General features: G+C 71.5%; 17 protein-coding genes. 10 read left to right on the top strand and 7 right to left on the bottom strand.

Annotated features, from left to right (window positions below; all coding sequences use genetic code 11):
- The first annotated feature begins 790 nt into the window (after positions 1-790).
- The gene (locus D7W82_RS00155; RefSeq protein ID WP_233587198.1) at positions 791-2161 is read left to right on the top strand and encodes a FadR/GntR family transcriptional regulator; all 1371 of its coding nucleotides are present in this window, start codon (positions 791-793) and stop codon (positions 2159-2161) included.
- A gap of 83 nt (positions 2162-2244) precedes the next feature.
- On the opposite strand, the gene D7W82_RS00150 is transcribed toward D7W82_RS00155, so the two are convergent.
- Positions 2245-3138 (bottom strand): phosphatase PAP2 family protein, encoded by an 894-nt coding sequence (locus tag D7W82_RS00150; RefSeq protein ID WP_120616351.1) that lies wholly within the window; start codon positions 3136-3138, stop codon positions 2245-2247.
- 56 nt (positions 3139-3194) lie between these two features.
- Positions 3195-4103, bottom strand: coding sequence for a LysR family transcriptional regulator (locus tag D7W82_RS00145; RefSeq protein ID WP_158617544.1), 909 nt, complete (start codon positions 4101-4103; stop codon positions 3195-3197).
- Positions 4104-4550: 447 nt separating this feature from the next.
- Between D7W82_RS00145 and D7W82_RS00140 the strand changes: the two genes are divergently transcribed.
- From D7W82_RS00140 to D7W82_RS00115, 6 genes are all read left to right on the top strand, one after another.
- Positions 4551-5447 carry an alpha/beta fold hydrolase gene (locus D7W82_RS00140; RefSeq protein ID WP_158617543.1) on the top strand — a complete coding sequence of 299 codons (897 nt, stop codon included), beginning with the start codon at positions 4551-4553 and terminating at the stop codon, positions 5445-5447.
- A 773-nt stretch (positions 5448-6220) separates the two neighbouring features.
- Positions 6221-9466 (top strand): PD-(D/E)XK nuclease family protein, encoded by a 3246-nt coding sequence (locus D7W82_RS00135; RefSeq protein WP_120616349.1) that lies wholly within the window; start codon positions 6221-6223, stop codon positions 9464-9466.
- A complete protein-coding gene (locus D7W82_RS00130; RefSeq protein WP_120616348.1) occupies positions 9463-13131 on the top strand; it encodes a UvrD-helicase domain-containing protein in 3669 nt (1222 codons plus the stop codon). The genes D7W82_RS00135 and D7W82_RS00130 overlap by 4 nt, the downstream gene beginning before the upstream one ends.
- Positions 13132-13143: 12 nt before the next feature.
- Positions 13144-14454 carry an adenylosuccinate synthase gene (locus D7W82_RS00125; protein WP_120616347.1) on the top strand — a complete coding sequence of 437 codons (1311 nt, stop codon included), beginning with the start codon at positions 13144-13146 and terminating at the stop codon, positions 14452-14454.
- 56 nt (positions 14455-14510) lie between these two features.
- Positions 14511-15401 (top strand): lipopolysaccharide assembly protein LapB, encoded by an 891-nt coding sequence (locus D7W82_RS00120; RefSeq protein ID WP_120616346.1) that lies wholly within the window; start codon positions 14511-14513, stop codon positions 15399-15401.
- 64 nt (positions 15402-15465) lie between these two features.
- On the top strand, positions 15466-15906 hold the full coding sequence (locus D7W82_RS00115; protein WP_120616345.1) for a PH domain-containing protein: 441 nt from the start codon (positions 15466-15468) through the stop codon (positions 15904-15906).
- A gap of 14 nt (positions 15907-15920) precedes the next feature.
- Here the strand turns inward: D7W82_RS00115 and D7W82_RS00110 are convergent, their stop codons facing one another.
- The gene (locus D7W82_RS00110) at positions 15921-16757 is read right to left on the bottom strand and encodes an FHA domain-containing protein (RefSeq protein ID WP_120616417.1); all 837 of its coding nucleotides are present in this window, start codon (positions 16755-16757) and stop codon (positions 15921-15923) included.
- Between the two features lie 128 nt (positions 16758-16885).
- Positions 16886-17521 (bottom strand): outer membrane beta-barrel protein, encoded by a 636-nt coding sequence (locus D7W82_RS00105; protein ID WP_014398210.1) that lies wholly within the window; start codon positions 17519-17521, stop codon positions 16886-16888.
- Between the two features lie 186 nt (positions 17522-17707).
- Here D7W82_RS00105 and D7W82_RS00100 point away from each other — a divergent pair, with 186 nt between their 5' ends.
- Positions 17708-18913, top strand: coding sequence for a carbohydrate-binding family 9-like protein (locus D7W82_RS00100; RefSeq protein ID WP_120616344.1), 1206 nt, complete (start codon positions 17708-17710; stop codon positions 18911-18913).
- A 9-nt stretch (positions 18914-18922) separates the two neighbouring features.
- On the opposite strand, the gene D7W82_RS00095 is transcribed toward D7W82_RS00100, so the two are convergent.
- Together D7W82_RS00095 and D7W82_RS00090 are read right to left on the bottom strand one after the other, a co-directional pair.
- Positions 18923-19183, bottom strand: coding sequence for a hypothetical protein (locus D7W82_RS00095; RefSeq protein ID WP_014398208.1), 261 nt, complete (start codon positions 19181-19183; stop codon positions 18923-18925).
- Positions 19183-21642 (bottom strand): DNA internalization-related competence protein ComEC/Rec2, encoded by a 2460-nt coding sequence (locus D7W82_RS00090; RefSeq protein ID WP_120616343.1) that lies wholly within the window; start codon positions 21640-21642, stop codon positions 19183-19185. Before D7W82_RS00090 ends, D7W82_RS00095 begins: the two co-directional genes overlap by 1 nt.
- A gap of 191 nt (positions 21643-21833) precedes the next feature.
- Here D7W82_RS00090 and D7W82_RS00085 point away from each other — a divergent pair, with 191 nt between their 5' ends.
- A complete protein-coding gene (locus D7W82_RS00085; protein ID WP_014398206.1) occupies positions 21834-22328 on the top strand; it encodes a CarD family transcriptional regulator in 495 nt (164 codons plus the stop codon).
- Between the two features lie 622 nt (positions 22329-22950).
- Here the strand turns inward: D7W82_RS00085 and D7W82_RS00080 are convergent.
- Positions 22951-24462 (bottom strand): FHA domain-containing protein, encoded by a 1512-nt coding sequence (locus tag D7W82_RS00080; protein ID WP_120616342.1) that lies wholly within the window; start codon positions 24460-24462, stop codon positions 22951-22953.
- A 128-nt stretch (positions 24463-24590) separates the two neighbouring features.
- Here D7W82_RS00080 and cysS point away from each other — a divergent pair, with 128 nt between their 5' ends.
- Entirely contained in the window at positions 24591-26060 is a 1470-nt protein-coding gene (gene cysS, locus D7W82_RS00075) for a cysteine--tRNA ligase (RefSeq protein WP_120616341.1), read from the top strand.
- The last annotated feature ends 2 nt before the right edge of the window (positions 26061-26062 follow it).

Here is a 26062-nt window from a genome sequence, read left to right as displayed (position 1 = left end):
TGGCACCTGAGCGACGTCGTGCGCGCGGCGCCACCCAATCAGGGGCACGAAGAGGGCCACCAGCCCGGGACCGGTCGTCTCAAAACCTGTCCGACCGTTGGACAGGTTTCGCACCGCATGCAGCCGATGACGCGCGCCTCGAGGAATGCAGCGGTGAGCCGCAACGTCGTCCGCGCGGACACCCAATCATGTTTACGAGCAGAAGCGCCCCCGGCCCTGTCTCCGCAAACCTGTCCAGGGGGCGGACACCGGCTCACGCCGCAGGAAGCCGAGGATGCGCGCCGCGCGGAGCTCAACGTCGTGAGCGTGCGGACACCAAGGTGGAGCTACGAGCAGAAGCGCCCTCCCGGGCCGGTCGCTTCAAAACCTGTCCGACAGTCGGACAGGTTCGTACCGAAGGAAGCCGAGGACGAACCCTTCGCGGAACAGAGCGGCGAGCCGCGACGTCGTGCGGACGCGGATACCAAGGCGGGGCCGCGAGCAGAGCCACCCGTCCCGGACCCGATTCCCTCCAAACCTGTCCGACAGTCCGGCAGGTTCCTCTCCGCCTGGGCCCGAGGTCGCGCGGGTCCGGTAGGAGCGAGACGACGTGCGTCCTCGGATCCCAAAGTGGGGCAGCGGGAGAGGAGCCCGCCCGGGACCGGTCGCCTCAAAACCTGTCCGACAGTCGGACAGGTTTTTCGCCGCCTGGGGCCGGAGGGCGACCTCCTGGCTGGCAATGAGAATGGTGGGCTCGCACGTCCATGTCAGACCCCTGTGGTTGGATGGCGATGCTGGGACAAGGGAGGGGATGGGGATGGGACGGGTAGGACTCGTGGCTTATGTGGAAGCGCAAATCGAGCGCGACATCGCGCTGGGGCGACTGCACCCGAGCGGGCAATTCGGCCCCGAAGCGAAGCTGGCGCAGCGCTATAGGGTGAGTCGGGGCACCATCCGCGAGGCGCTGCGACGGCTGGCGGCACGGGGCCTGGTGGTGCAACACCCTGGCCGCAAGACGCGCGCGGTGGCGCTGGATGAGTCGCTGACGCTGGAGAACCTGGGCCTGGCGCTGCATGACGTGCGCTCCCCGAATGCCCGGTGGCTTCTGGAGGGCTCCTTCAGCCTCAAGCGGCAGGTGCTGGTGGAGCTTCTGGTCGACTGCTGCGCGAAGGCCTCGGACCTCGACCTGGACCGGCTGGGAACCATGTGCTTCCAGCTCTGGAACGCGGCGCGCTGGGAGCCGGGGGCAGCCTGCGCCCAGTTGGAATTCGAGTTGCTGCGGCTGGCGGCGCGGGTGGCGGACCGTCCCGGGCACGTGCTCCTCGTTCAGTCCCTGCAGCGGGCCTTCCTGGGAGGCGCCGTCGAACTGCTGCCGCTCCTGGGCGGTGAGGCGCTGCGCCAGTGGGTCTGTTGCGTGATGGAGGCCCTGCCGGAGCGTAATGTGCGGGCGCTTCAGCACGAACTGCCGGAACTGATGAAGGTTTGCGATGAGCTTGTGCTGAATGCCTTCGCACCTGCTCCTCAGGTGCCAGCGTCCCCCGAGGCTCACATCCCCAAAGAGGGTCTCCTCGGTGTGCCCGTGGCAGCCACCGGGCTGGAGGATGCGCCGGAGGTACGCCCTTGGGCCGAGGATCGCGGCACCGACAGCATCGCGTCAGCCACCATGCACGATGATTCGCTGGAGACACTCCACGGCAGGGCGAATCATGGCTTCGGCGCTCCCGTGCCAACCAACGCGTCGGACGAGACGCTGGAGATATGCCCAAGCGTTGATGGGACTGGCCTCTGCTGCCTCGCGCCCACCGCCGAGGACACCGAGCCGCTTGGGATTGCGCCTTGCCTTGATGCTCAGGCCTTCCGTGTGGAACGGGACAGCGAGCAGTCGCTGCCTTCAGCCGCCCCGGGACTTGACCCCTTGGGGGCCGGTGGAAAATGCGCAGGGCTGGACGTGATGGGCGCGGCCTGTGAAAGCCGGTCCGACAGTCAGTCACGTATTGGCGCTTTGCCTCCGGAGGAGGTCTTCAGCAGATCGAGGTTCCACCCACGGGTTTTCGCTGAATCCACCATGGGGCATTTCGCAATGTGGGCGAGGCGCTTCATGGCCCCCTGGGCGTCCCTGGTCCGCTGGCCCGTGTGCTTCTGGCGTTCCATGGCCCACTCCCCAGGCCCACCTGCTTCGTGATTGACCACGGCTCTTCATCCCCGCTGTCGCTCAGAGGCTCTGCACTGCCCAGGAGGCGTTCACGAACTTCTGGTGGGGCGTGGCTAGAAGGCGCCGGACAGGCCCACCATCTGGGTGCTGACCATCGGGTTGAGTGACACCGAGGACGCCCGCGTCGCGGCGGGCTGGGTGTCATCCACGCGGCCGTGCAGGAGCAGGGGCACGGCGACGCCGAACGCGGTGCCCAGCACGGCGCCGGTGAGCACGTCGGAGAGATAGTGCTTGTCGGCGCCCATGCGCAGAAGGCCCACGGAGGCGGCGAGCGGCAGGCCCACGCCCCAGACGATGGCCTGGTGCTTGTATCCGCGCATCGCGGCGACGGTGCCGGCGGACACGGCCAGGGAGAAGGCCAGGTTGGTGTGGCCACTGTAGAAGGACAGGTTGTTGTCGTTGGGGTGCGCGGTGAGGCCCCTTTCCTCCTCCGGGAGGACGTGGACGAAGGGGCGCTCGCGGCCCACGGCGAACTTCACCGCCTGGTTGGCGACGGAGGCGAGGACGGCGCTCTGCACCATGATGGTGGCGTCCTGGGCGAAGAACTCCGTGGAGGCGCCGCTGCTGCGCCCCACCGCGTACTGGGTGCCCATGAGGCCCAGCGGCAGGCCAGCGAACCCGATGATGTTGCTCCAGGTGTCCGCGCGCTTGCGGGACGCTTCCGTGCTGCCCGCGATGCCTCGGCCCCAGCGGTCCAGGCGGTTGAGCCGGTCGGTGCCGTCCGGAGCGCGGTCGCACCAGCGGCACTGCGCCGGGGCCAGGTTGTCCTTGAACACCGACTCGGTGGAGATCCACAGCACTCCCGCGGTGCCGGTGATGATGCCGTCGCGCGTCCAGTTGAAGCGCAGTGCGCGCGGCGCATCGGAGGCGTCCTGCGCGGCAGCGGGGGACAGCGGCGCCAGCAGGAGCAGGCAGAAGGTGGCGAGGGTCCGGTAGGAGGCAGGCATGGGGGGAGGAGCATAAGGGCGCTCCGCCCTTTTCCTGCAATCCGGGTGATGGGCGCTCAGCGCGCCCCGGTCTCGTCCTCTTCGACGAGCCGCGCCAGGAAGTCGCCCAGGGCCTTCACCTTGGGCGGGGTTCGCCGAGCCTGGGGCCACACCAGCCACAGCGCGCCGCGTTCCAGCGAGTGCTCGCGCAGGAAGGGGCGCAGCGTGCCGGCCTCCAGCTCCGGGCGGATCATCAACTCCACGAACTGGGCGATGCCGAAGCCCGCCCGGGCCGCGTGGGTGACGGCCTCGCTGTTGTTGAAGACGAAGGTCTCCGGGATGCGCGGCGCGGGGGCGCACGCGGGCTGACGCAGGGCCCAGGACTCCACGCGGCCGGTGGACACGAAGCGATAGCGGATGCAGTCGTGCTCCTGGAGCGCGTCGAGCGAGCGCGGCGTGCCGTGCGCCTGGAGGTAGGAGGGAGAGGCACAGAGGATGAAGCGCTTGGGACCCAGGCGGCGGCGCATGAGGCGCGAGTCGGTGAGCTCGCCGCAGCGCACCGCCGCGTCCAGCCCGTCCCCGACGATGTCGGCCACGTGGTCGTTGATGTCCAGGTCCAGCTCCAGGTGCGGGTACTCGCGGCGGAAGCGCTGAAGGTTGGGGATGATGAGCCGCAGGGCGAGCATCTCCGGGACGGAGACGCGCACGCGGCCTCGCGGGGTGTGCGCCGAGTGGGCGAGCTCCGACTCCGCGTCGCGAAGCTCGGTGAGGGCGCGCACGCAGCGCTCGTGGAAGCGGGCGCCCTGTTCGGTGAGGTGCATGCGCCGCGTGGTGCGCTGGAAGAGGCGCGTGCCCAGGCGCTCTTCCAGGCGGGCTACGCTCTTGCTCGCGGCAGAAGGGGTGATGGCCAGCGCGCGGGCCGCGGAGGCGAAGCTGCCGGTTTCCGCGACGCGGGCGAAGACGCCGATGGCGGAGAGGCTCTCCATGCGTTCCTCCGGGGATTGGTGATTCGAGACTCCCGTGTCCGGGGTGAAATGGCAGCCAGCGTCATTTCGCGCACGCCTTTTCCGCCGCATGAATGCCGGCGAAAGGAAACACGCGCCATGTCCACGCCACGGAAGGCTCCGCCATTTTCCGCTTCACCTTCGTCCGTCCGCGCTGTGCCGCTCGAGGACCCCGGCCATCGCGAGGCCGACCCTCAGGCTGATTTCGGGGACGCACGTACTCTCGCGCGGGAGCCCGTGGCCCGGCACCTCGTGTTGGCTGACGAGAGGCCAGGTTCCGGGCGCACTCGTATCGCCGTGCGGGAGCCCGTGGCTCAACACCGCGCGTTCGCTGACGGGGAGCCAGAGTCCGGAGGCACTCATTTCGCTGAGCGGGGGACAGGGGCTCAACGCCGCGTGTTGGCTGAGGTCGCTGTCTCCCGTCGCGGAATGCTGAGCGCGGGAGCCGCCATGGTGCTCGCGGGCTGCGCGAGCACCGCCGGCACCGGCCCGCGTGAGACGTCGGACGGAGCGGTCCAGAAGGAACCGGCTGCGTTCACCCAGCACCGGTTTACCTCCGCGGATGGCACGTCGCTGTCGTACTTCCGGCACGGGCAGGGGCCCGTGCTCGTCTGGATCTGCGGCACGCTCAGCACGTGGGACGATTGGCGGCACGTCGCGTCGCGGCTGTCCCCGCGCTTCACGAACTTCGTGCTGGAACGGCGCGGACGCGGCGCCAGCGCTGACGGGGCGGCGTATGCGCTGGAACGCGAGGTCGAGGACGTACTCGCGCTGATGCAGGAGGCAGGGCCCGGGGCCTGCTTGTTCGGACATTCGCTGGGTGGAATCCTCGCGCTGGAGGCGGCGGCGCAACGGCCACCTGCGCGCCTGGTGCTCTACGAGCCGCCGTTCCCCATCTCCCAGCGCATCGCGCGTGAAGCCGTGGAGTTCGTCCGCACGACCTGGAAGCGCGAGGGTCCCGACGCGGCGCTCGTGGCCGCGCAGCACAGGATCTTCCGGGTGCTCACGCCGGAGCAACTCGACGCCTTCCGCCAGACGCCGCAGTGGGTGAAGCAACTCGGCATGATGGAAACCTTCCTACGCGAAGTCAGCGCGGTGGCGGACCTCCCGATAGGTGTGGAGCGCTTCCGCGCCGTGGACACTGCCACCCTTGTGGTCCTGGGCGACCGGAGCCCCCAGGTGCTCCTCGCGGAACCTGCCCATGCCCTGACGAAAGTCCTCCCGCACGCGTCCCTCCGGGTGCTTCCGGGGCAGGGCCATGTGGCCCACGTCTCCGCACCCGCGCTGCTCGCACGGGAGTTGGAGGCCTTCCTCACCGCGCGCTGAATCGCCTGCGGAGCCTCACACCCTGACGTCCATGTCGGCTTGTCGGGCAGGGTCTTCCACGGTAGCGCGGCGCCAACCGCAGCGCTGAAGAAGCTGCCCGACTGTCCGACCAGTTTCGTAGCGCCTTGGTCCCAGCGGCAGTGTCCTGGAACCTGTCCGGCTGTCCGACCGGTTTCGTAGCGCCTTGGTACCAGCGGCGGTGTCCTGGAACCTGTCCAGCTGTCCGACAGGTTCTCGCTGCGCCATGGTTGCAGCCGTGGGGCTCCAGAACTTGTCCGACTGTCCGACAGGTTTTCGCGGTGCCGGGGTGCCCGCGGTGGCGTTCCAGAATCTGTCCGACTGTCCGACAGGTTTTCGCGGTGCCGGGGTGCCCGCGGTGGCGTTCCAGAATCTGTCCGACTGTCCGACAGGTTGTCGCGGTGCCATGACGCCTGCCTCGGTGGGCAAGCCTGGTCCGACTGTCGGACCGGTTTTCACGGCGCCATGACGCCAGCCACGGTCGTGTCCAGCCCGGCTCCGACTGTCCGACAGGCTTCCGCAGCCGCGCGGCGCCAACCGCAGCGCTCCAGAGCCGGTCCGACTGTCGGACAGGTTCTGAGCCCTGGGCGCCTCAGCCTGCCCGGAGCCGACGCGGGTCGGGCGGAAAGGCTCGCGTCCTGGGACTTCCCGGGTTCCGAGGGCGGCAGGCGAGCGGACAACGGGCCAGGGCGTGGGAATGGGCAGAAAGGAGCATGAAAACGGCGCCCCTGGCCGTTCTAGAGTCCTCGCCCCGCATGCCCCGCCCTGGCCGCACACTCCACGTCTTCCCAGATGCCGCGCGCCGCCAGGCTGCCCTGCGGTCGGAGCGGCGTGCGCGGGGCATCTCCGTGGGGAGCCACCTGCTCACGTGGGACGACTTCGTCCACGCGCTGGGTGGAGCGCGCGAGCTCAACCGGCGGCCCTGCCCCGCGATTGCGGCCCGCGCCGTGGTGGCCGGCCTGGGCTCCATGCTGGGTCCCACTCCGTTTGGAGACTACGTGCGCGAGCCCGCCTTCGCCCGTGCCGCCGCGGACGTGCTGCTGGACCTGAAGGCGGGCCGGCTCTCTCCGCGCGAACTCCAGGACGCCGCGGAGGTGCTGCCCCCGGAGCGCCGCACCCGCGCGCGGGTCCTCGCCCGGCTCTATCACCTGTACGAACAGCGGCTGGCGGAGCTGGGGCTCGCGGACCGCGAGGACGTGCTCCGGGGCGCGCGCGAGGCGCTGGCCCGGGGCGCGTGGCCCTCGGGGTGGGACGGGGTGACGGGGCTGGTGCTCCACGGCGTCTACGACGTGCGCCCGTCGAAGCTGGAGCTGCTGATGGGGCTCGCCGCGGCGTGCGAGGCCCGGCGCGTGCCGCTGCGCGTGGAGACGCCGGTGGGCGGCTCGCCGGTGGCCGACGCGGCGCTCGCGGCGCTGTTCCGCGCCTTCGAGAACCGGGGCGAGACCATGCCCCACGTGGACCTCTTCAAGGCGGACGTCACCTTCGAGGGCCGCCCCTTCACGGACCTCGGCCGGCACCTGTTCTCGCCCCGCGCCGCGCGCGACGTGCTGAAGGGCGCGGTGGACGGGCTGTCCGTGTGGAACGCGACGAACGCGCGCGAGGAGGCCCGCGTCGTGGCCCGCGACGTGCGCCGCCTCATCGACTCGGGCAGCGCGCCGGGCGACATCGCCATCGCGTACCGCGACCTGGGCCCGGAGGCGGGCTGGCTCGCGGAGGCCCTGGGCGATCTGGGCGTGCCGGTGCGCCTGCCGTGGGGGGAACCGCTCGCGCTCGCGGGGCCGGTGCGGCTGGCGCTGGAGCTGCCGGTGCTGATGGAGGACGGCTTCCCGGCCGAGCGCGTGGCGGAGCTCGTCTCCAGCCGCTACGTGCCTTCGCTGTCGCGCGGCGGGCCGGATGCGCCCGCGACCCTCTTCGCGCTCGCCGCCGCGCGCGACGACCGCCTGGGCGCCACGCGAGGCAAGGGCGCCTACGACGTGCGCCTGGAAGGGCTCGCGCGCCGGATGGCCGCGCAGGGCGGCAAGCGCAAGGAGGACGCAGGCAAGGTGCTGGCCGTGCGCGCGCTGCGCGACCGCGTGATGCGGCTCATCGACGAATGCCGCCACATCCCCCAGGAGGCCCCCGCCGCGGAGTCAATCGCCGCGTGGTGGAAGGTCGTGGAGCGGCTGGGCCTGCTGGACTCCGCGGGGCCCCTTGAGGCTCGCGAGGCCGGGACCCTGGGCGCGCGCATCGAGGACGCGAGGGCCCGGGACGACGCGGCGCTCGCGGCGTTCCGCCAGCGGATGGAAGCGCTGCTGCGCTCGCTGCGCGCCGTGGGCGGAGGCCCCCGCATCACCCGGCGCGTGCTGGGCCGCTGGTTGGCGGACGCGCTGCGCGACGTGCACCTGCCCGCGCGAGGCCCGTCCGCGGGCGCGGTGGAGGTGCTGGACCTGGCGGAGGTGCCGGGCCGCACCTTCCGGCACCTCTTCGTCGCCGGGCTCACCGAAGGCCGGCTCCCCGGGAGGGATCCGCCGTCGCCGCTCTTGGGAGACGCGGAGCGCGTGGCGCTCAACCAGCACCTGACCCGGGACGTGTTCCGGCTCACCGGTGGCGAGTTCGACGACCGGGCACCCTGGCGCCTCACGGAGGACCGTCTGCTCTTCGCCAGCGCGCTCGCGGCGGCGGAGGGCTCGTTGAGCCTGTCGTTCGCGGTGAAGGCCGCGGGGGGACAGGAGCAGGTGCCCTCCGCGTTCCTGGAGGAGGTGCGCCGGCTCACCGGCCACAAGTGGTCCACTCGCACGCTGCCCCCGGTGCTGCCGCTGGACGAAGTGCTCACGCCGTCCGAGCTGCGGCGCACCGTGGCGCTGGAGGCGCTGGCGGGCCTGACGTTCCCCTCGTTGCGTGTCACGGAGCCGGACCCCGCGGGAAAGCTGCTCAAGGACCGCTTCGGCACGGACGACTGGTTCCGCAGCGCTCGGGAGCTGGCCCACATGGAGGCCGCGCGCCTGCGCTTCTTCGGCCGCGAGGACGAACTGCCCGGAGAGTTCACCGGCGGCGTGCAGGGCCCCCTGCTGGAACAGAAGCTGCGCGACACGTTCCACTTCGGCCTGGAGCGCCCGCTGTCCGCGAGCGCCCTGTCGAAGTTCGGCAACTGCGGCTTCCAGGGCTTCATCGCGTACGGCCTGAAGGTGGCCGAGCCCGTGGTGGCCAACGAGGAGTTCGATGCCCGGGGCCGCGGCACCTTCTGGCACCGCGTGATGGAGGAGGTCTTCCAGGCGCTCAAGGAGAAGAAGCTCCTGGGGCAGGCGCCGGAGGACATCCCCGAGGAGGTGCTGGAGAAGGCGGTCAAGAAGGCCAGCCGGCACTTCGCGGAGCTGTACCACGTAGGCCACCACGAGCTGTGGAAGCTCGCGGGCGAGAAGGCCCAGGCCATGGCCCGGCGCATCCTCGCGGATCCGCGGCACGGCCTGCCTTTTGATCCGCTGGTGCCCGAAGGCTTCGAGCTGCGCTTCGGCCCCGCGGCCGAGGACAAGCGCTGGAGCGACGTGAAGCTGATGGTGGCGGAGGACGCCATCGTCTTCGAGGGACAGATCGACCGGCTGGACACGGCCGGCCCGGAAGTGGGCGTCATCGACTACAAGACGGGCCGCCTGGACAAGCGCACGCTGAAGGAGAACCTGCTGCGCTCGGACTTCCAGCTCCCGCTGTACCTCTACGCCGCGCGCGTAGCGGGCCACGTGGGCGCGAAGAACGCGGCGTGGTTCTCACTGCGCACGGGCGACGCCATCCACCTGTCCTCCGTGCTGCCGGCCGCGGAGCTGGAGGATTTGCTGTCCACCGACCCGGAGGTGCGCCAGCGCGTGGCGGAGGCCGCCGGCCTCAACCTGCCCAACGCGGTGGAGTCGCTGGTGCGCCAGCTGCGCAAGGGCGACTTCCCGGCGCGGCCCAATGACTGCGGCAAGTGCGGCTACCGCGCGGTGTGCCGCATCACCGAGCGCCGCATCTCGGACGAGGGGAGCGGATGAGCGACACCGCGCCCCACATGCTCGCGCTGGAAAAGAACCTGGCCCTGATGGCGGGCGCCGGCGCGGGCAAGACGTACAGCCTGGTGACGATGACGCTGCACCTGTTCGCGGGAGCGCGGCAGGCGGAGCCGCTGCGCCCGTCCCGGCTGTGCATGCTCACGTTCACGGACAAGGCCGCCGCCGAAATGCGCAAGCGCGTCCGCGAGCGCCTGGACGCGCTGGCCCAGGGAGACGTCCCGCTCGACGCGGAGAAGGACCTGCGCGCGTCGCTCGCGAGGCTGGAGCGCCCGTTCCCCACGCAGGACGCGTGGCGCAAGGTGCGCGAGGAGCTGGGCGCCGCGACGGTGGGCACGTTCCACTCGCTCTGCGGTCAGCTCCTGCGCCGCGCGCCGCCCGCGGTGGGCATCGACCCTGCCTTCGAGGTGCTGGACGAGCTGGAGGCCGCGGGCCTGCTGGAGGACGTCACCGAACGCGTGGTGCTGGACGCGCTGGAGGGCGGCGACGCGCGCGTGCGCGAGCTGTGCGCGGAGCTGGGCTTCTCAGGCTCCGGCTTCTCCGACGGGCTCGTGGCCGCGCTGATGGACGTCTACGGCACGCTGCGCGAAGAGGGCCTCAAGGCCGCGGCCGCGCGCGTGGGCGACGGCGTGGCGGACAAGGCGCAGCTCGAAGCCCTCATCGAGGATTGCCGCCGCCTCTGCCTGGACGCCCGCGCCCAGGACACCAAGGGCGAGTGGAGCCATCTGCTGAACGCGTGCGAGCCCGCGTTGAAGGGCATGACGCCGGACACGTTCATGCAGCCGGGCTACTTCCCGACGCTGCGCAACGTGCTGCTGTCGGAGCCGCGCAACCTGGCCAACCTGCGCAAGGGCGCGGGCGCATGCCTGAAGGAGCTGCTCTGGAAGGTGAAGGGCAAGAGCGACGGCTCCGTGCGGAGGCTGGAGGATGCCTACGCCGCGTGGCGCACGGCGCCTTTCGAAGCGACCTTCCGCGACCTGTTGACCCAGGTGGAGGAGCGGCACGACGCGGAGCTGACCCGGCGCAACGTGTTCGACTTCACCTCGTTGCTGGTGAAGGCGCGCGACCTCTTGCGCGACCATCCGGAGTTCCGGCAGCAGGTGCAGGAGCGGCTGGGCGCGCTGCTGGTGGACGAGTTCCAGGACACGAACCGGCTCCAATTGGAGCTGGTGCTGCTCCTGGCGGAGAAGCGCGAAGGCGGCCCGCGCGAGCTGGCGCCGGACGCGGACCTCGTGGCCTCGCTGCCGCTGGAGCCCGCGTTCCTGTGCGCGGTGGGTGACCGCAAGCAGTCCATCTACGAGTTCCGTGGCGCGGACGTGTCCGTGTTCAAGGTCCTCGCGGACAAGATCGAAGCCGAGGGCGGCATGCGCGGCTTCCTCCAGAACAACTACCGCTCGCTGCCCGGGGTCCTGTCCTTCTTCAACCGCGCGTTCGCCGGGCTGCTCGTGGCGATGGAGGAGACGCCCCGTCCCTTCGAGGTCGTCTACGTACCCGAGACGGACGACCTGTCGCCCACGCGCCCGGACCTGGCCGAAGGGCCCGTGGTGGAGCGGCTCACCCTGCCGGAGGCCGACACCGCCCCGGAGCTGCGCGAGTACGAAGCGGACGCGGTGGCCCGCAGGCTGCGGGTGATGCTCGCGCCGGGTGCGCCGCCGGCGGTGATGACGGAGGACAAGAAGGGCCTGCGTCCCGCGCGCGGCGGCGACGTGGCCATGCTCTTCCGGACCTTCACGCACCTGGAGGAGTACCGGCAGGCGTTGATCCGCCACGGCGTGCCGCACCGGGTGCTGCGAGGCCGCGGTTTCTACGGGGCCCAGGAGGTGCGCGACCTGGCCTCGTTGCTGGCGCTGCTCGCGGACGCGGACGACGCGCTGGCGTTCGCCGCGGTGCTGCGCTCGCCGCTGGTGGGCCTGTCGGACGCGTCGCTGTTCCGGCTCGCGGGGGACCTGCCGCTGTCGCTCGGCTCACCCCGGCTGGTGGATGAAGAGGTCCGCGCCGCCATGTCCGCGCGCGAGCAGTCGCGGCTCGCGCGCTTCCTGGAGCTCATCCCCGTGCTGCGGCGCGAGCGGGATCGCCTGGGCGTGCATGCCCTCCTGCAGGCCGCGCTGGACGCGACCGGCTATCGCGAAGCCCTCGCGGGCTCTCCGTACGCGGAGCAGGCGAGCGCGAACGTGGAGAAGCTCCTGTCGCTGGCGGCGCGCCGGGACGAGCGCGGCACGGGAGGCTGCGTGGCCTTCGCGCGCGAGCTGCGCCAGCTGGCGGACTCCGACCCCAACGAGGCCCAGGCGGACCTGCTGGACGAGGGCGACCCTCGCGCCGTGCAGCTGCTCACCATCCACCGCGCCAAGGGCCTGGAGTGGCCGGTGGTCATCGTGCCCGGCATGGGCGGACGGCGCCGCGCCACGTCCGCCCGGGCGTACTTCGAGCGCTCCTTCGGCCTGGCCCTGCGGCCGTGGATGCCGGACTCGCTGGACACCTTCACCTCCGAGCGCTTCGAGGCCGTGCGCGCCGAGCTGAAGGCCCGCGAGGACGCCGAATACCTGCGCCTGCTCTACGTGGCCCTCACGCGCGCCAAGGACCTGCTCGTGCTGTCCGGCGGCGAGGAGAAGCGCGCGGGCACCGACACCTGGTGGCACCGCGTGGACCGCCGGCTGGACGCGGATCCGGACCTGCGCGCGCTCGCCAACGACGTGGACGTGGAGCAGCTGCCACCGCCCGCGGATCCGGAGCCGCCCACGGAGGAGCAGCTCGAACAGGCGCGGATCCGCCTGGAGTCCGCGCTGGAGCGGATGTCCGACGAGGCCTCCGGGCCCGGCGCCGCCGTGTTCACCGACGCCCCGGCGGTCGCCAGCGTGCGCGCGGTCCAGGACTTCCTCACCTGCCCGCGCCGCTACCACCAGCTCCACCGGCTGGGGCTCGCCGCCGGATCCGAGCCATGGGAGTCCCCCGCGCGCGCCGCGCCCCTCTTCGTGGAAGCTGACGGCTGGCTGCCCGTGGAGCGTCCGGACCAGCTCGTCACGCGGCTGCTACGTGAAGTGGACCTGTCGCTCGCGGGACCGGACGTGGAGGCCTCCGAGCGGCGCGCGCACCTGGAGAACCTGCTGCGGAGCGCGGGCCGGGAGCCGGACGAGGACGACCCGGGCGATGTGCTCGCCAGCGTGGAGCGCTTCCTGGACACGATGTTCGCCCGCCAACTCGCGGCGGTGCCCGCGTCCACCATCCACCGGGGCCTGGACTTCGTGCTGGACCTGGACGACAGCGCCAGCGTGGAGGGCGCCGTGGATCTGCTCTGGGAGTCGCCGGATGGAGAGGCCGTGGCGGTGCTCCTGCGCCCGGGCGCTCGCCACCCCCTGGGCCCGGCCGCGTGCGCCCATGAGCTGACGGCCCTGGCCCTGGCGTCAGCGAGGATGGTGCGTGACGGGGTGCCGGTGCGGGTGGGCGTGGCCTTCCTGGGAGACGCCTCCCCGGAGCCGGAGTTCCTCCCGGCCGGATCCGCCGACGCCGGGGCGGTGCGCCGGCTCGCAGAGGGCGTCCGGGCGCTTGTCCAGGCCGAAATGTCGCGGGCATGGCCGGGGTGGGACAAAGCGGCCTGCCAGGCCCTTCACTGCGGCTTCGCGGAACACTGTCACCCGGCCCCTCCCGCGTGCTAAGCGGCGGGCACCATGCCGAACGTCGTCGTCATCGGAGCGCAGTGGGGAGATGAGGGGAAGGGCAAGGTCGTCGACCTTCTCACCGAGCACGCCCAGGTGGTCGTCCGTTTCCAGGGCGGCAACAACGCGGGCCACACGCTGGTGGTGGGTGGGCAGAAGACCGTCCTGCACCTGATTCCGTCCGGCATCCTTCACCCGGGCAAGACGTGTGTCATTGGCAACGGGGTGGTGGTGGATCCCGCCGTCCTCGTCCGGGAGATCGACGCGCTCAAGCCGCGCGGCTTCCTCAAGGATGACGCGCAGCTGCTCATCTCCGACAACGCCCACGTCATCTTCCCGTGGCACAAGCTGCTGGACAGCTTCCGCGAGAAGGCCCGCGGCGGCAGCGCCATCGGCACCACGGGGCGGGGCATCGGTCCGGCCTACGAGGACAAGGTCGCCCGCCGGGGCATCCGCGTGCGCGACCTGCTCCACCCGGAGCGCCTGCGCCGCCGCATCGACGAGCGCCTGCCCGGCGCGCTGGAGGAGCTGAAGGACCTCTGCGCCCATGCGGGCGTGGACGTGCCGACCCTGGAGACGCCGCAGATTTTGGCGGAGTTCTCCGCCCTGGGCGACCGGCTGCGCCCCTACGTGCACGACGTGTCCCTCTTCCTCTCCGAGCAGGTCCGCCGCGGCGCCCGCATCCTCTTCGAGGGCGCGCAGGGCACGCTCTTGGACGTGGACCACGGCACCTATCCGTTCGTCACCAGCTCCAACTGCGTGGCGGGCAACGCCGCAGTGGGCTCGGGCCTGGGCCCCACGGCCATCGACAAGGTGATGGGAATCAGCAAGGCGTACACCACGCGCGTCGGCGGAGGCCCGTTCCCCACGGAGCTCAGCGACGAGCTGGGAGACCGGCTGCGCAAGGTGGGCGACGAGTTCGGCGCCACCACGGGCCGCCCGCGCCGCTGCGGCTGGCTGGACGGCGTGGTGCTGCGCTACGCGGTGCGCGTCAACGGCCTGTGGGGCCTGGCGCTCACCAAGCTGGACGTGCTCAGCGGCATCAAGACGCTCAGCATCTGCAACGCGTACGAGCTGGACGGCCAGCGCGTCACCGAGCTGCCCGGTGACTACGAGGATCTGGCGCGCGTGAAGCCCATCTACGAGTCGCTGCCCGGCTGGGACGAGAAGATCGCCGGCGTGCGCACCTTCGACGAGCTGCCGGAAGCCGCCAAGCGCTACGTGCGCCGCGTGGAAGAGGTCAGCGGCGTGCCCGTGGTGTGCGTCTCCGTGGGCGCCGACCGCGGAGAGACGGTGCTCCTGCAGAACCCCTTCCGCAGCTAGGAAGGACGCAGGCCGCAGTGGTCCTGGCCCGCCGGGGGCCAGGACGGGAGAGGGACATGGTTCGCACGCGCAGGTTCCAGCTCGGGGTCTCGGCGGTGGTGTGGCTCGGCACGTTGGCGGTGCCGGCCTGGGCCCAGCCTCAGGCCTCCGAGGCGAAGCCCGCCGCCCAGGCCGCGCGCGCACCGGGCCCGGCCACCGACACACCGCCTGGCGCGGTGGAGCCGCAGCCCCCGCGCACGTCGCAGGCCGTGCTGGCGGCCACGCGGATCCGCGACGGGGACGCGCTGATGCGCGAGCGCCGCTACCGCGAGGCGGCCTTCGCCTTCCTCGACGCGGAGCACGCGGCCCCGGATCACGTGGAGGCGCGCTTCAAGCTGGGCAACGCGCTGGCGGTGCTCGGCTACTACGCGCGCGCCATCGACGAGTGGGAGGCCGCGTCGCGCCTCACCCAGGACGCCGCCATCCGGCAGAGCGCGCAGGACAACATCACCCGGGCGCGCGTGAAGCAGGGCGAACTCGGAGCGTCGCCGCAGGCCGTGGGGCAGCCGCCCGGCTCGGGTCCCGTGGCGGACACGACGCGGGCCCAGGCGCGCCGCGCCTACGAGCAGGGCGTCCAGCACATCAGCCAGCGCGCCTACGGGCCCGCGCTCCAGACGCTGACGCAGGCCCTGCAGCAGGAGCCGCTCCTGACCGTGGCGTACATCGCGCGGGGCAGCGCCAACATCGGGCTGCGGCGCTACGCGGAGGCCGCGGCGGACTACCAGTTCGCGCTGAAGCTGGAGCCGGACGCGGCCTCGCCGCTGTACGGACTCGCGGAGGCGTACCGCGCGCTGGGCCGCAACCTGGAGGCCCGCGACCTCTACGCGCGCTACGCGCGCTCCACCGCCGCCGACGTGCGCCCCGAGCTGAAAGAGGAGTCCCGGCAGAAGGCCGAGCGCCTGCGCTGACCGTCTGCCAGGAGAGCAGACGGGCATGGTCCGAGGGACTGTCCGGCCCACTATTTTATAGGGCATGGACGGACGCGATCGGACGGTGGAGGGGAAGCAGCCGCACCAAATCTTTCGCCCGCGCAGGGTGCTCGCCGCCGTGATGGCGGCGGCAGGCCTGTTATGGCTGGGCATCTTCGCCTGGCTGTTCCACTTCGACGGCGTGCCGCTGCAGACGTTCCTGTCCGCGGCCTTCTTCGTCGTCTTCTTCGGGGTGTCCGTCACCTACTACGGCCGCACGCGCATCGAAGTGGACTCGCGGGGCATCACCTGCCGGGGCATGGTGCGCACCCGGCGCTTCTCCTTCGCGGACATCCGCAAGCTGGACGTCCTCCCCGGGCCGGTGACGGTCTACGCCATCCGGGGCAGCCAGGGCTTCGTGCACTTCACCAGCTTCTTCCGTCACCACCGGCACCTGGCCCGGCTCCTGGTGGAGCGCGCGGGCCTCTCGCCCCTGCCGGCGTAGGGCGTGCGCTTCTTTCAGCCTGTCGCCGCCACCAGGGAGGTGACGAGCAGCGCACCCAGGGCCAGCGCGACGGCCCCGGCGATGATCCACCCCTCCAGGCGCCGTGGCCCTCCTCCGGGAGGCCGCGGCGTCGCCGCATCCGCGGGCTCATCCACGGTGGCCACGGGCCGGGGCGCGGGGCGCGCCTCCCCTGATGCCTCATCGAACGCCGCCTGGAAGCGGAGCAGCGAGCGCCCCAGCTCCACGACGTCCCCATCCATCAGCGGCGCGGGGGCCTCCAGCCGCACGCCGTTGAGGAACACGCCGTTGGGCGTGCCCAGGTCCTCCAGCAAGAAGCCCGGGTCCTCACGGCGGATCCGCGCGTGCATCCGCGACACGGCCCGGTCGCGCAGCCGCAGGGTCGCGCCGTCGCCCCGGCCGATGTCCGTGTACGCCTCCGCGAGCGCGTGGCAGCGGCCCACGTCCAGTCCGGTGAGGCAGGTGAGGGTGGCGGCGCGGGAGGGCAGGACGCCCGCATCCGTGAGCAGGCCCTTGAGCACCGCGACGGTGCCCACGCCGCGCCCGGGGGCGCTCGGCTCGGCGAGCACGCGCAGGCACATGCCGTCCGGGAGGCCCAGCACCTCGCCGGGCACCACCAGGCGGGACACGCCGGGCAGCACGCGCACCGCGTTCACGGTGAAGCTGCGCACCGCCTCCACCATGAGCCGCCCGGAGTCGATGCGCAGGGTCAACAGGCCTGGAGGAAGGCCCTCCAGGTGGACATGGTCGTCGGGGCCTCCTCCCAGGAGGTGGTGGCCCTCGGTCAGCTCGAACGGGGTGGGGGTGCCCAGGTGCTCGAATTCGAAGCGCATGCGGACGCCCGGCAGCAAGCCTCACGCCTGCCACCGGACGTCGCGTTTTCGCGAGGTTGCCCCCAGGCCCCATCCAGCCCCGGCCCCCCATGTCCGGAGGCCGGGACGGCGGCGGCCATCGCTTCTGTCTAGAAGGTGGCGCCCAGGTTGATGGTGCCCACGTAGCGGCCACCGCTGCTGAACGTCTCGTCGCCGCCCAGGTCCACGTCGGACGGCGGCACGGTGAGCGCGAACTCCTGGTCGAACAGGAAGTTGTAGTTCACGCGCGCGTCCGCGGTGAAGCTGCCGATGTGCAGGCGCAGGCCCGCGCCCACCGGCACGTTGCCCACCGTGTCGTCCTGGAAGCCCAGGGCGGCGGAGCGCACGTTGTAGCGGCTCAGGCCCAGGCCGCCCATGACGTACGGCTGGAGCGGCGTGGCCGTCAGGCCCAGCGTCACCGCCGCCTGCGCGCCGTTGCGCACGATGTCCGGTCCGCTGGTGTCCGTCGCCAGCACGCGGCTGTCGTTGAAGTTGCTGATGGCGCCCGTGTAGCCCAGCTCCAGGCCCAGCACGTTCGTCGGCTTGATGGCCACCGTCACGCCGTAGGCCAGACCTGGATCAATCTGGTCGCGCAGGCCGCTGGTGTAGCCCTCCACACCACCGCCCACGAGGAACGTCAGGCCGCGCATGTCCGCCGACCTGCGCAGCTCCGTCGAAGCCGCCTGTGCGGAACCCGCCGCCAACACCGTCACCACCGCCGCGCCAGCCAACAATCCCTTGCTCATGTGGTCCCCTCCCTGTGTTGGACCGAAAAGTGGGGTGTCCCCTGGTCCATGCCAACCGGGGCCCGGGGGCCCGCTGGCTCGGCCGCCCTCCCTTGCGGACGGGTTGCCCAGGCACGGGAAGCGCTCTTCCGACCCTGAGGAAGAACGCTTCCCGGAAGACGGGGAGGGGTAGACTCCGCGCCTTCGATGCGCCTCCGCTCCCTTGCCCTCGTCCCGTTGCTGTCCTCCGTCCTGTTCGTGGGGGGTGCCTGCCGCGATGAACAGGCGGGCCCCGCCCACCGCACGCCCAAGCTCCCCGCGCCCACGACGTTGCGGACGCTCGACGCGGCCCCGGAGGGGCTCACCTTCCGCAGCGGCGCCACCTTCGCCGGAGGCGCCATCGTCTACCTGGGCGCGCGCGTGACGCCGGAGCAGGCCACGCCCGGGCAGCCGGTGCGCATCTCTCACTACTTCCAGGCCGTGCGCCCGCCGCCCCAGGGCTTCCACTTCTTCGCGCACGTGGTGGATCCGGAGAGCGGCCAGATGCTGGCCAACGCGGATCACGAGTTCCAGGACGGCGCCGCGCCGCTGGAGACCTGGCCCGTGGGCCGGGTGCTGGAGGACGTGCACACCGTCGCCATGCCCGCCACGCCCGCACGGCTCGTGCTGGGCTTCTGGAAGGACGACGAGCGGCTCGCGGTGGATGATCCGCGCATGCAGCTGGGGGGCAACCGCATGCGCGGTCCGCTCCTGGGCGGTGAGCCTCCCGCGCTGCCGGAGTACGCCGTCACGCGCGTGAAGAAGGCGCCGGTGGTCGACGGCGCGCTGGACGACGAGGCCTGGAAGGGCGCGAAGCCGGTGACGCTCATGGGCAGCTTCGACGGCCGGCCCGTGCGGCTGCGCACGCAGGCGCGCCTCGTCTACGACGACGCGAACCTGTACGTGGCCTTCGACGTGGAGGACCCGGACATCTGGGGCACGATGCGCGACCGCGACGACTCCATCTACGAGCAGGAGGTCGTGGAGGTGTTCCTCGACGCCAACGCGGACGGGCGCACGTACAACGAGCTGCAGGTGTCCCCCCACAACGTCATCTTCGACGCGTACTTCCCCGCGCGGCGTCAGGGCATGGACCGCTCCTGGGACTCAGGCATGAAGACGGCGGTGAAGGTGCGCGGCACGCTGGACGACGCGTCCGACCGCGACGAGGGCTGGACGGTGGAGATGGCCATCCCGTTCAACCGGCTCGCGGAGGTGCCGCACATTCCGCCCCAGCCGGGTGAGCGCTGGCGCTTCAACCTCTACCGGTTGGAGCACCACGACCGCCGGCAGGTGGAAGGCCAGTCCTTCTCGCCCCTCTTCATCGGCGACTTCCACGCGCTGCCGCGCTTCGGGTGGCTCGTCTTCCAGTAGGCAGGCGCCTCAAGCGTGGGGCGAGATGTCCCACGGCGCGTCCGCCACGGAGCGCTCCGCCGGGTCGCCCAGGAAGCGCACGAAGCCCCGGGCCTCCAGCGTGTCGACGAGCTCCTCGGCCTCCAGTTCGGAGAACCGGTTCTCCCTCATGTCGAGCAACAGGTCGCGCATGAGGGACTTGCCGCGCAGGTAGCCCACGGGCTCGCCCGGGCCCAGGCGGGCCTTGAGCTGGGTGGTGAGCTGCCGGAGGTCGAGGTCGTCGGAGATCATCACCGCTCAAGCTGGGCCTGCCCCCCACTCCCGGCAACGGGGGGCGGCGAGGAATCCACGCGCGGCAGGAAGGACACCAGCCGGACGTCCTCACCGTCGCTCTCCAGGGTGATGGCCCCGTCCCGGTCGGTGCGCCAGCACTCGGTGCCCAGGGCCCGGTAGCGCGCCTCCACCTCCGGATGGGGGAACCCGTAGCGGTTTCGCCGGCCCACGCAGAACACCGCGTGACGCGGCCGGGTGCGCTCCAGGAGCGGCGCGGTGGACGACGTGCGCGAGCCATGGTGCGGCACCTTCAACACCGTCACCGGGCCCAGGGCCTCCTCGAGCGCGGCCTCGCCTTCCTCCTCCACGTCGCCCGCTAGCAGCACGGTGACGTCGCCATGGCGCACGCGCAGCACCACGCTCCGGTCATTCGCGCCCTCCATCAGCTCCCGGTCCACGGGTGGCCCCAGCACCTCCAGCGTCGCCTCGCCCAGGACGAACGCGGGATGCCCCACCTCCACCTCCTCCACCGTGGCGCCCTTCGCCGCGGAGATGATCCGCCGGGACAGCGGCCCCTCCGCGCTCCCCGCGGACAGCCACAGGCGTTCGGTGGGCACCTGGGCCAGCGTCGACACGAGCCCGAGCGCATGGTCCGGATGCGGATGGGAGAGCACCGCGAGGTCCAGCCGCGACACGCCCTGGGCCTTGAGAAAGGGCAGGACGAACCGCTCCCCGGTATCCGCGCCCTCTGGAACGCCGCCCGCATCCACCAACGCGTGGCAGCCCTGGGAGCGCAGCACCACCGCGTCCCCCTGGCCCACGGAGAGGAAGGTGATCCGCAGCGCGGGCTCCGGAGCGAGCATGGGCAGCAGCAGCGCGCCCAGCACGGCCCCCGGCACGAGCAGGCCCAGCCATCGCCAGCGCCCCGAACCCAGTGCCCAGGCGCCCAGCCCCACCGCGTACGCCCCGCCGAGCCACGGCCCCAGGCCCGGCACCTCCACCGCCGCGAAGGGCACGGCCGCGAACCCCCGCGTCAGCACGAGGAGGAGCTCCGACGCCCAGGCGCCCGCCCACAGCACCGGCGTCGCCAGGACCGGCGCCACGACGAAGAGGGCCGCGCCGCCCGCCGCGAGCCCGGTGAGCAGGCCGCACAGGGGCAGGGCGACGATGTTGGACACGAGCCCCGCCAGGCTCACCCGGCCGAACGCCGCCGCCACCACGGGCAGCCCCACGAGCGTCGCCGCGCCGCTCGCGCACAGCGTCTGCGCCACGGTCTCCCGCGCCTGGCCGGCCCACCGCTTCATCCATCGGGGCTCGGAAGGGGCCGGCCGCTCCAGGGGCAGGGCCTCGCGCAGCGCGGGCGACAGCAGCACCAGCCCCAGCACCGCGAGGAATGAAAGCCGGAGCGACAGGTCCACGACACTGGAAGGCGTCCAGACCACGAGCACCAGCGCCGCCAGCGACAGGCCATTCAGCCCATCCGCGCGCCGCCACAGCGACAGCCCCAGCAGCACCGCCGAGGCCATCACCGCCGAGCGCACCGCGGGCGCCTGGTTGCCCGTGAAGACCACGTAGGCCCAGACGAAGGGCACCGCCGCCGGAGCCGCCCACCGCCGCGCCTCCAGCGTCCGCCAGCGTCCACCCAGCCGCACCAGCCCCCGCCTGAGCAGCGCGAGCGTCATCAGCGCGAGCGCCGCCACGTGCAGCCCGCTGACGCTGAGCACGTGCGCGAGCCCCGCCCGTGAGAACGCGTCCTCCCAGGAGGCGTCCAGGTCCGCGCGCTGCCCGGCGGCCAGCGTGAGGAACAGCGCCGCCGCGTCCGCCGAGGGCGCGACCCCATGCACCGCCGTCGTCAGCCGCCCGCGCACATCCTCCAGCGCGAGCCGCCACAAGGGGGCAGGGGAGAGCGTCAGCACGCGCCCCGGAACGAAGCCGCCCGTGAAGGCCACGCCCTGCCGCCGCCGCGCTGAGGAGAAGTCCCGCTCGCCCGGATTCGAAGGAGGCGCATCCGGCACGAGCCGCGCTTCCACCCGCACGCGCTGCCCGGGGTGCAATTCCAGACGCTCACCCCGTCCGGAGAGGCTGGCGCGGAAACGGGCGGCGGTTGGAGCCTCTGGCAGCAACCCCGCGCGGGCCACCGCGAGCCGCAGTCTCACGGCGCCATCGAAGCGCTCCACGCGCTCCAGCTCGCCTTCGAGGACCGCGCTGCCGCCCTCCTTGAGGGAGGGCGGGACGTCGACCCGCGCCTCCAGGGAGGAAAGCCCCGCGCCCGTCAGGACCAGCGCGCCGAGCACCGCCAGGTGGGCTCCAGGCAACGGGCCGAGCGCCAGGCCCAGCCCTCCCAGGCAAAGCGCGCAGAGGAGAAATACCCCGGCGAAGCTCTCTGTTCCGGTTGGCCAAAGGGCGCCGAGCAAGAGGCTCAGCGCTGGAAAGAACAACGGACGCGTACCCAGGTCGCGCCACGCATAACGAACCAACACCCACCCCCACCCACCGCCCCGTCCGTCTCGCGGCGCTCACACACCGAGCGACACCGCACACAAAACCGGACACCGTAGTGCGGCTGTCATCGGGTGGTCAAGGCGATTTCGTTGCCCGTGGATGTGGTTTGTGGTAGTAGTGGCTGGCGTGAAGGCCGGGGTCGAAGCTTTCTCCAAGGAGGCAGTTAGTGCAGACCAGCTTCAAGACTGGTGACAAGGCGGTTTATCCGGGCCAGGGCGTCGGTGAGGTGATGGGCATCGAGCACACCGAGGTCGCCGGGCAGCGCCAGTCGTTCTACGTGCTGCGCATCTTGGAGAACGGGATGCGGATCATGATCCCGATCAACAAGGTCGGGTCGGTCGGCCTCCGGGAGATCATCAGCGAGGAGGACGTCAAGCAGGTCTATTCCATCCTCCGCGAGAAGGACATCTCCGTCGACTCCACCACGTGGAACCGCCGGTACCGCGAGTACATGGAGAAGATCAAGACGGGCTCCGTCTTCGAAATCGCCGAGGTGCTCCGCGACCTGTACCTGCTCAAGGGCGACAAGGACCTGTCGTTCGGCGAGCGCAAGATGCTGGACACGGCGCGCTCGTTGCTGATCAAGGAGCTGTCGCTGGCCAAGGACTGCTCCGAGGAAGAGGTCGAGTCCGACCTGAAGAAGATCTTCAACCTCGCCTGAGTCCCCGCGTGACGCGAAGGCCCCCGTGGCCATCGCGTTCGCACCCCGCGCCCTGGGTTCCCTCGATGGAATCCGGGGCGTCGTGTTTCTGGAGCCCGGAGCTCATGGGCCTCCCCGTCGGCGGAGCACGGCACGAACCTGTCCGACAGTCGGACCGGGTTGGCCAGCCACGGACTGCCCCCCTCCCCAGCTGAGCCGCGGGAACTTGTCCGACAGTCGGACAGGCTCATGGAAAGAGGCTGAGCGCCTCCGTCCCAGCTGGGCCGCGGGAACTTGTCCGACAGTCGGACAGGCTCATGGAAAGAGGCTGAGCGCCTCCGTCCCAGCTGCGCCGCGGGAACTTGTCCGACAGTCGGACAGGCTCATGGAAAGAGGCTGAGCGCCTCCGTCCCAGCTGGGCCGCGGAAACCTGTCCGACAGTCGGACAGGCCCATGGAAAGTGGCCGAGCGCCTTCGCTTGGACTGGGCCGCGGAAACCTGTCCGACAATCGGGCCAGCTTGGATGGGCGTGACCGGGAGCCCCTCCCGTCGCTGAGCCGCGGAAGCCTGTCCGACAGTCGGACAGGTTTTGGAAGACCGCGTCAGGAGGGGGCCGCCTCGGCGAACCCGAAGCCATGCGGATTCAGGGCGCCTGCGCTTCGAGCGCCGCCAGCTGTGTGCGGGCCTCTGCGTTGTCGGCGTCGTACTGGAGGGCCGTGGTGAAGGCCGCGCGGGCGTCCGCGATGCGCTGGGCGCGGACGGCATCCTGCCCCGTGCGCACGTAGAGCCCGGCGAGCTGGCGGCGGAGGCTGACCCCCTGGCGGCTCCAGCCCTGGGACAGCTCATGGTCCGCCCGAACGGCGGCGCTGAGCTCATCGAGCGCCCGGGGACGGTCCTGCTGCGCCAGGGCGGTCCGGGCCGCGGCCTCGGCGGTCTGGAAGCGGGTGAGCTGCTGCACCAGCGGCGTGAGGTTCGCACGCTTCGCCTGCGCCAACGCCCCGGTGACATCACCGGATTCGTAGCGAGAGAGGATGTCCGCGCGCTGGCGCTCGTCCGGATCCCCTGACGGCTCGGTCGCGGGAAGCGCCTTCCGTCCGGACGCGGCAACGACCGAAGCGCCCGGATGCGGGTCGCCCGCCTTCGCGGCCCCCGTATTCTTCGCGACCGCCAGGGCGCTCGGAGCCGCGTCCTTCGTCGTTGCCCCGGTGCTAGGAGTCACCTGGCCCGACTGAACCCTTCGCGCGATGTCCGAAGCGCTGAGGACCTTCGCCGCTCCCGGACTCTCGTGAGTCGCCCCCTTCGCGGGCGCTTCCTCACCGGCGCTGGTGGCCTCCTTCACGGGGACCGCCGCCTCGGTCTCCTGGACCTCCTTCGCGGGCTCCACCGGAGTCCCGGGGGCCTTCGCTGGCGCACCTTCCGCCGCAGCCCGCGCGGGAGTCCGGTCCCCCATGCGCATGGCCACCACGCTGATCAACGCCGCGGCCGCGGAGCCCACGACCGCCGCGGCCACCGCCACGGCGACCCCGTTCAGCCGCCGCTTCGCCGTGCGAGGCCGCAGCGTATCCAGCGCCGTCCGGCTCAGCGTCGGCCCGGCCCCCGAGCCGCGCAGCCGCAAGGTCGCGTTGCCCAGGCTCAGCTCGTCTCCGGGCTGGAGCTCCACCTCGCCCTTGATGCGCTGGCGGTTGACGAACGTGCCGTTCTGGCTGCCCAGGTCGCGCACCATGAAGACATTGCCCCGCCGGGTCAGCTGCGCATGGCGCCGGCTGATGGACGCATGCTGGAGCCGCAGGTCCGACGTGGAGGACCGCCCCAGCGTGATGGAGCCCTGGCGCAGGGGCACGAGCTGCCCGGCGCCCGGTCCACGCTCCACGTAGACGAACGCGGGCGTCAGGCCCGGATCCGAGTACTCCTTCGCCCAGTCGTACCGGGGCGACAGCTCGCGGTCGGACCGGGTGCGCTCGCCCGGGCCTCGCCGCTTCGCCTTCCGGGGGCCCGCCGGATACTGGGGCACGCGCTGCGGGCGCGGATCATCCGCCTGCAGGGGCGCCACCTCGTCGTCGTCGAACGGGAGATCCTCCGACGGATCGTCCGAAGACGCCTGCTGCCCTGGAGGGCGGGGAGGGCGCGGCGGACGCTTCGGATTCGGCGGAGCCATGCGGCGATTCTCCCTATCCGACGCTTCCAACGCCAAGTGCTGGCCTGTGTGGGACCCGGGATCCTAGAGTGTGTATCGCGTTGCGCAAGTGCCGCGCCCGCCCTGTTCCCAAAGGAAGACCCTCCACCGTGGCCCCCCCATCCATCCGGCTCTTCAACACGATGTCCATGCAGAAGGAGCCGCTGGAGCCGCTCGTGCCCGGCGAAGTGAAGGTCTACGTCTGTGGGCCCACGGTCTACAGCTACATTCATATCGGGAACGCGCGCACCTTCACGTCGTTCGACGTGGTGGTCCGCTACCTGCGCTACCGGGGCTTCAAGGTGACGTACGTGCGCAACTACACGGACGTCGACGACAAGATCATCAAGGCCGCGCACGAGACGGGCGAAGCGCCCGTGGACCTGGCCTCGCGCTTCGTGGAGGCCTTCCGCGAGGACGCCCGCGCGCTGCACCTGCGCGAACCGGACGTGTCCCCGCGCGTGAGCGAGACCATCCCGGAGATCGTCGCCATCATCCAGACGCTCGTGGACAAGGGCTACGCCTACGAAGCGAAGGGCGACGTGTACTTCGCCGTCGACAAGGACGACGACTACGCGAAGCTGTCCAAGCGCAACCTGGACGACCTGTGCCAGGGCGAGCGCGTGCAGCCCGGCGACCTCAAGCGCCAGCCCCTGGACTTCGCGCTGTGGAAGGCGGCGAAGCCCGGTGAGCCGTCGTGGGACAGTCCGTGGGGCAAGGGCCGCCCGGGCTGGCACATCGAGTGCTCCGCGATGAGCGAGAAGTTCCTGGGCCGCACGTTCGACATCCACGGCGGGGCGTTGGACCTCATCTTCCCCCACCACGAGAACGAGATCGCCCAGAGCGAGTCCGCCACCGGCCAGACGATGGCGAAGTACTGGATGCACTGCGGCTTCCTGGACCTGGAAGGCGCGAAGATGTCCAAGTCGCTGGGCAACGTGGTGCGCCTGCGCGACGCGCTCGCCAAGGTGGACGCGGAGGCCCTGCGCTTCTTCTTCCTCTCCACGCACTACCGCCACCCGCTCAACTTCGGGGAGAAGGCGCTCCAGGACGCGGAAGGGCGCATGGAGTACTTCTACGAAACGCTGCGCAAGGTGGACGAGCGCGTGGCGGGCAAGGACTTCGGCAAGGGCCCCCTGCACGGCGAGCCCGCGCGCTTCCTCACGGAGTTCGAGTCCGCCATGGACGACGACTTCAACACCGCGGGCGCGCTGGGCGCGCTGTCCGGGCTCTTCGGCTTCATGAACGAGCTCACCGACAAGCCGCCCGTGAAGGACAAGCCGTTGGTGGGCCGCACGCTCCAGGCGCTGCGCGAGCATGTGCGCGAGACGTCCCGCGTCCTGGGCCTCTTCGAGGACGACCCGGGCGCGTGGCTCCTGCGCCGCCGCGACCGCGCGGTGCGTGAGCGGGGCATCGACGTGGCGGAGGTGGAGCGGCTGCTCGCCGAGCGGACCGCCGCGCGCGCCGCGAAGGACTTCGCGAAGGCGGACCAGGTGCGAGGCGCCCTCAAGACCCTGGGCGTGGACATCATGGACACGCCTGCCGGCACCTCCTGGAAGGTGGCGGCACCGGCCTCCTGAAA

Origin of the sequence: Corallococcus sp. CA049B, from assembly GCF_003611685.1 — a bacterium.
Lineage (GTDB): Bacteria > Myxococcota > Myxococcia > Myxococcales > Myxococcaceae > Corallococcus > Corallococcus coralloides.
This window is presented reverse-complemented; position numbering and strand designations above follow the sequence as displayed.

Bases quoted from the DNA above. Each gene is read 5' to 3' on its own strand.
- D7W82_RS00155 (WP_233587198.1), top strand. From the start codon at position 791: ATGGGGATGGGACGGGTAGGACTCGTGGCTTATGTGGAAGCGCAAATC.
- D7W82_RS00150 (WP_120616351.1), bottom strand. From the start codon at position 3,138: ATGCCTGCCTCCTACCGGACCCTCGCCACCTTCTGCCTGCTCCTGCTG.
- D7W82_RS00145 (WP_158617544.1), bottom strand. From the start codon at position 4,103: ATGGAGAGCCTCTCCGCCATCGGCGTCTTCGCCCGCGTCGCGGAAACC.
- D7W82_RS00140 (WP_158617543.1), top strand. From the start codon at position 4,551: ATGCTGAGCGCGGGAGCCGCCATGGTGCTCGCGGGCTGCGCGAGCACC.
- D7W82_RS00135 (WP_120616349.1), top strand. From the start codon at position 6,221: ATGCCCCGCCCTGGCCGCACACTCCACGTCTTCCCAGATGCCGCGCGC.
- D7W82_RS00130 (WP_120616348.1), top strand. From the start codon at position 9,463: ATGAGCGACACCGCGCCCCACATGCTCGCGCTGGAAAAGAACCTGGCC.
- D7W82_RS00125 (WP_120616347.1), top strand. From the start codon at position 13,144: ATGCCGAACGTCGTCGTCATCGGAGCGCAGTGGGGAGATGAGGGGAAG.
- D7W82_RS00120 (WP_120616346.1), top strand. From the start codon at position 14,511: ATGGTTCGCACGCGCAGGTTCCAGCTCGGGGTCTCGGCGGTGGTGTGG.
- D7W82_RS00115 (WP_120616345.1), top strand. From the start codon at position 15,466: ATGGACGGACGCGATCGGACGGTGGAGGGGAAGCAGCCGCACCAAATC.
- D7W82_RS00110 (WP_120616417.1), bottom strand. From the start codon at position 16,757: ATGCGCTTCGAATTCGAGCACCTGGGCACCCCCACCCCGTTCGAGCTG.
- D7W82_RS00105 (WP_014398210.1), bottom strand. From the start codon at position 17,521: ATGAGCAAGGGATTGTTGGCTGGCGCGGCGGTGGTGACGGTGTTGGCG.
- D7W82_RS00100 (WP_120616344.1), top strand. From the start codon at position 17,708: ATGCGCCTCCGCTCCCTTGCCCTCGTCCCGTTGCTGTCCTCCGTCCTG.
- D7W82_RS00095 (WP_014398208.1), bottom strand. From the start codon at position 19,183: ATGATCTCCGACGACCTCGACCTCCGGCAGCTCACCACCCAGCTCAAG.
- D7W82_RS00080 (WP_120616342.1), bottom strand. From the start codon at position 24,462: ATGGCTCCGCCGAATCCGAAGCGTCCGCCGCGCCCTCCCCGCCCTCCA.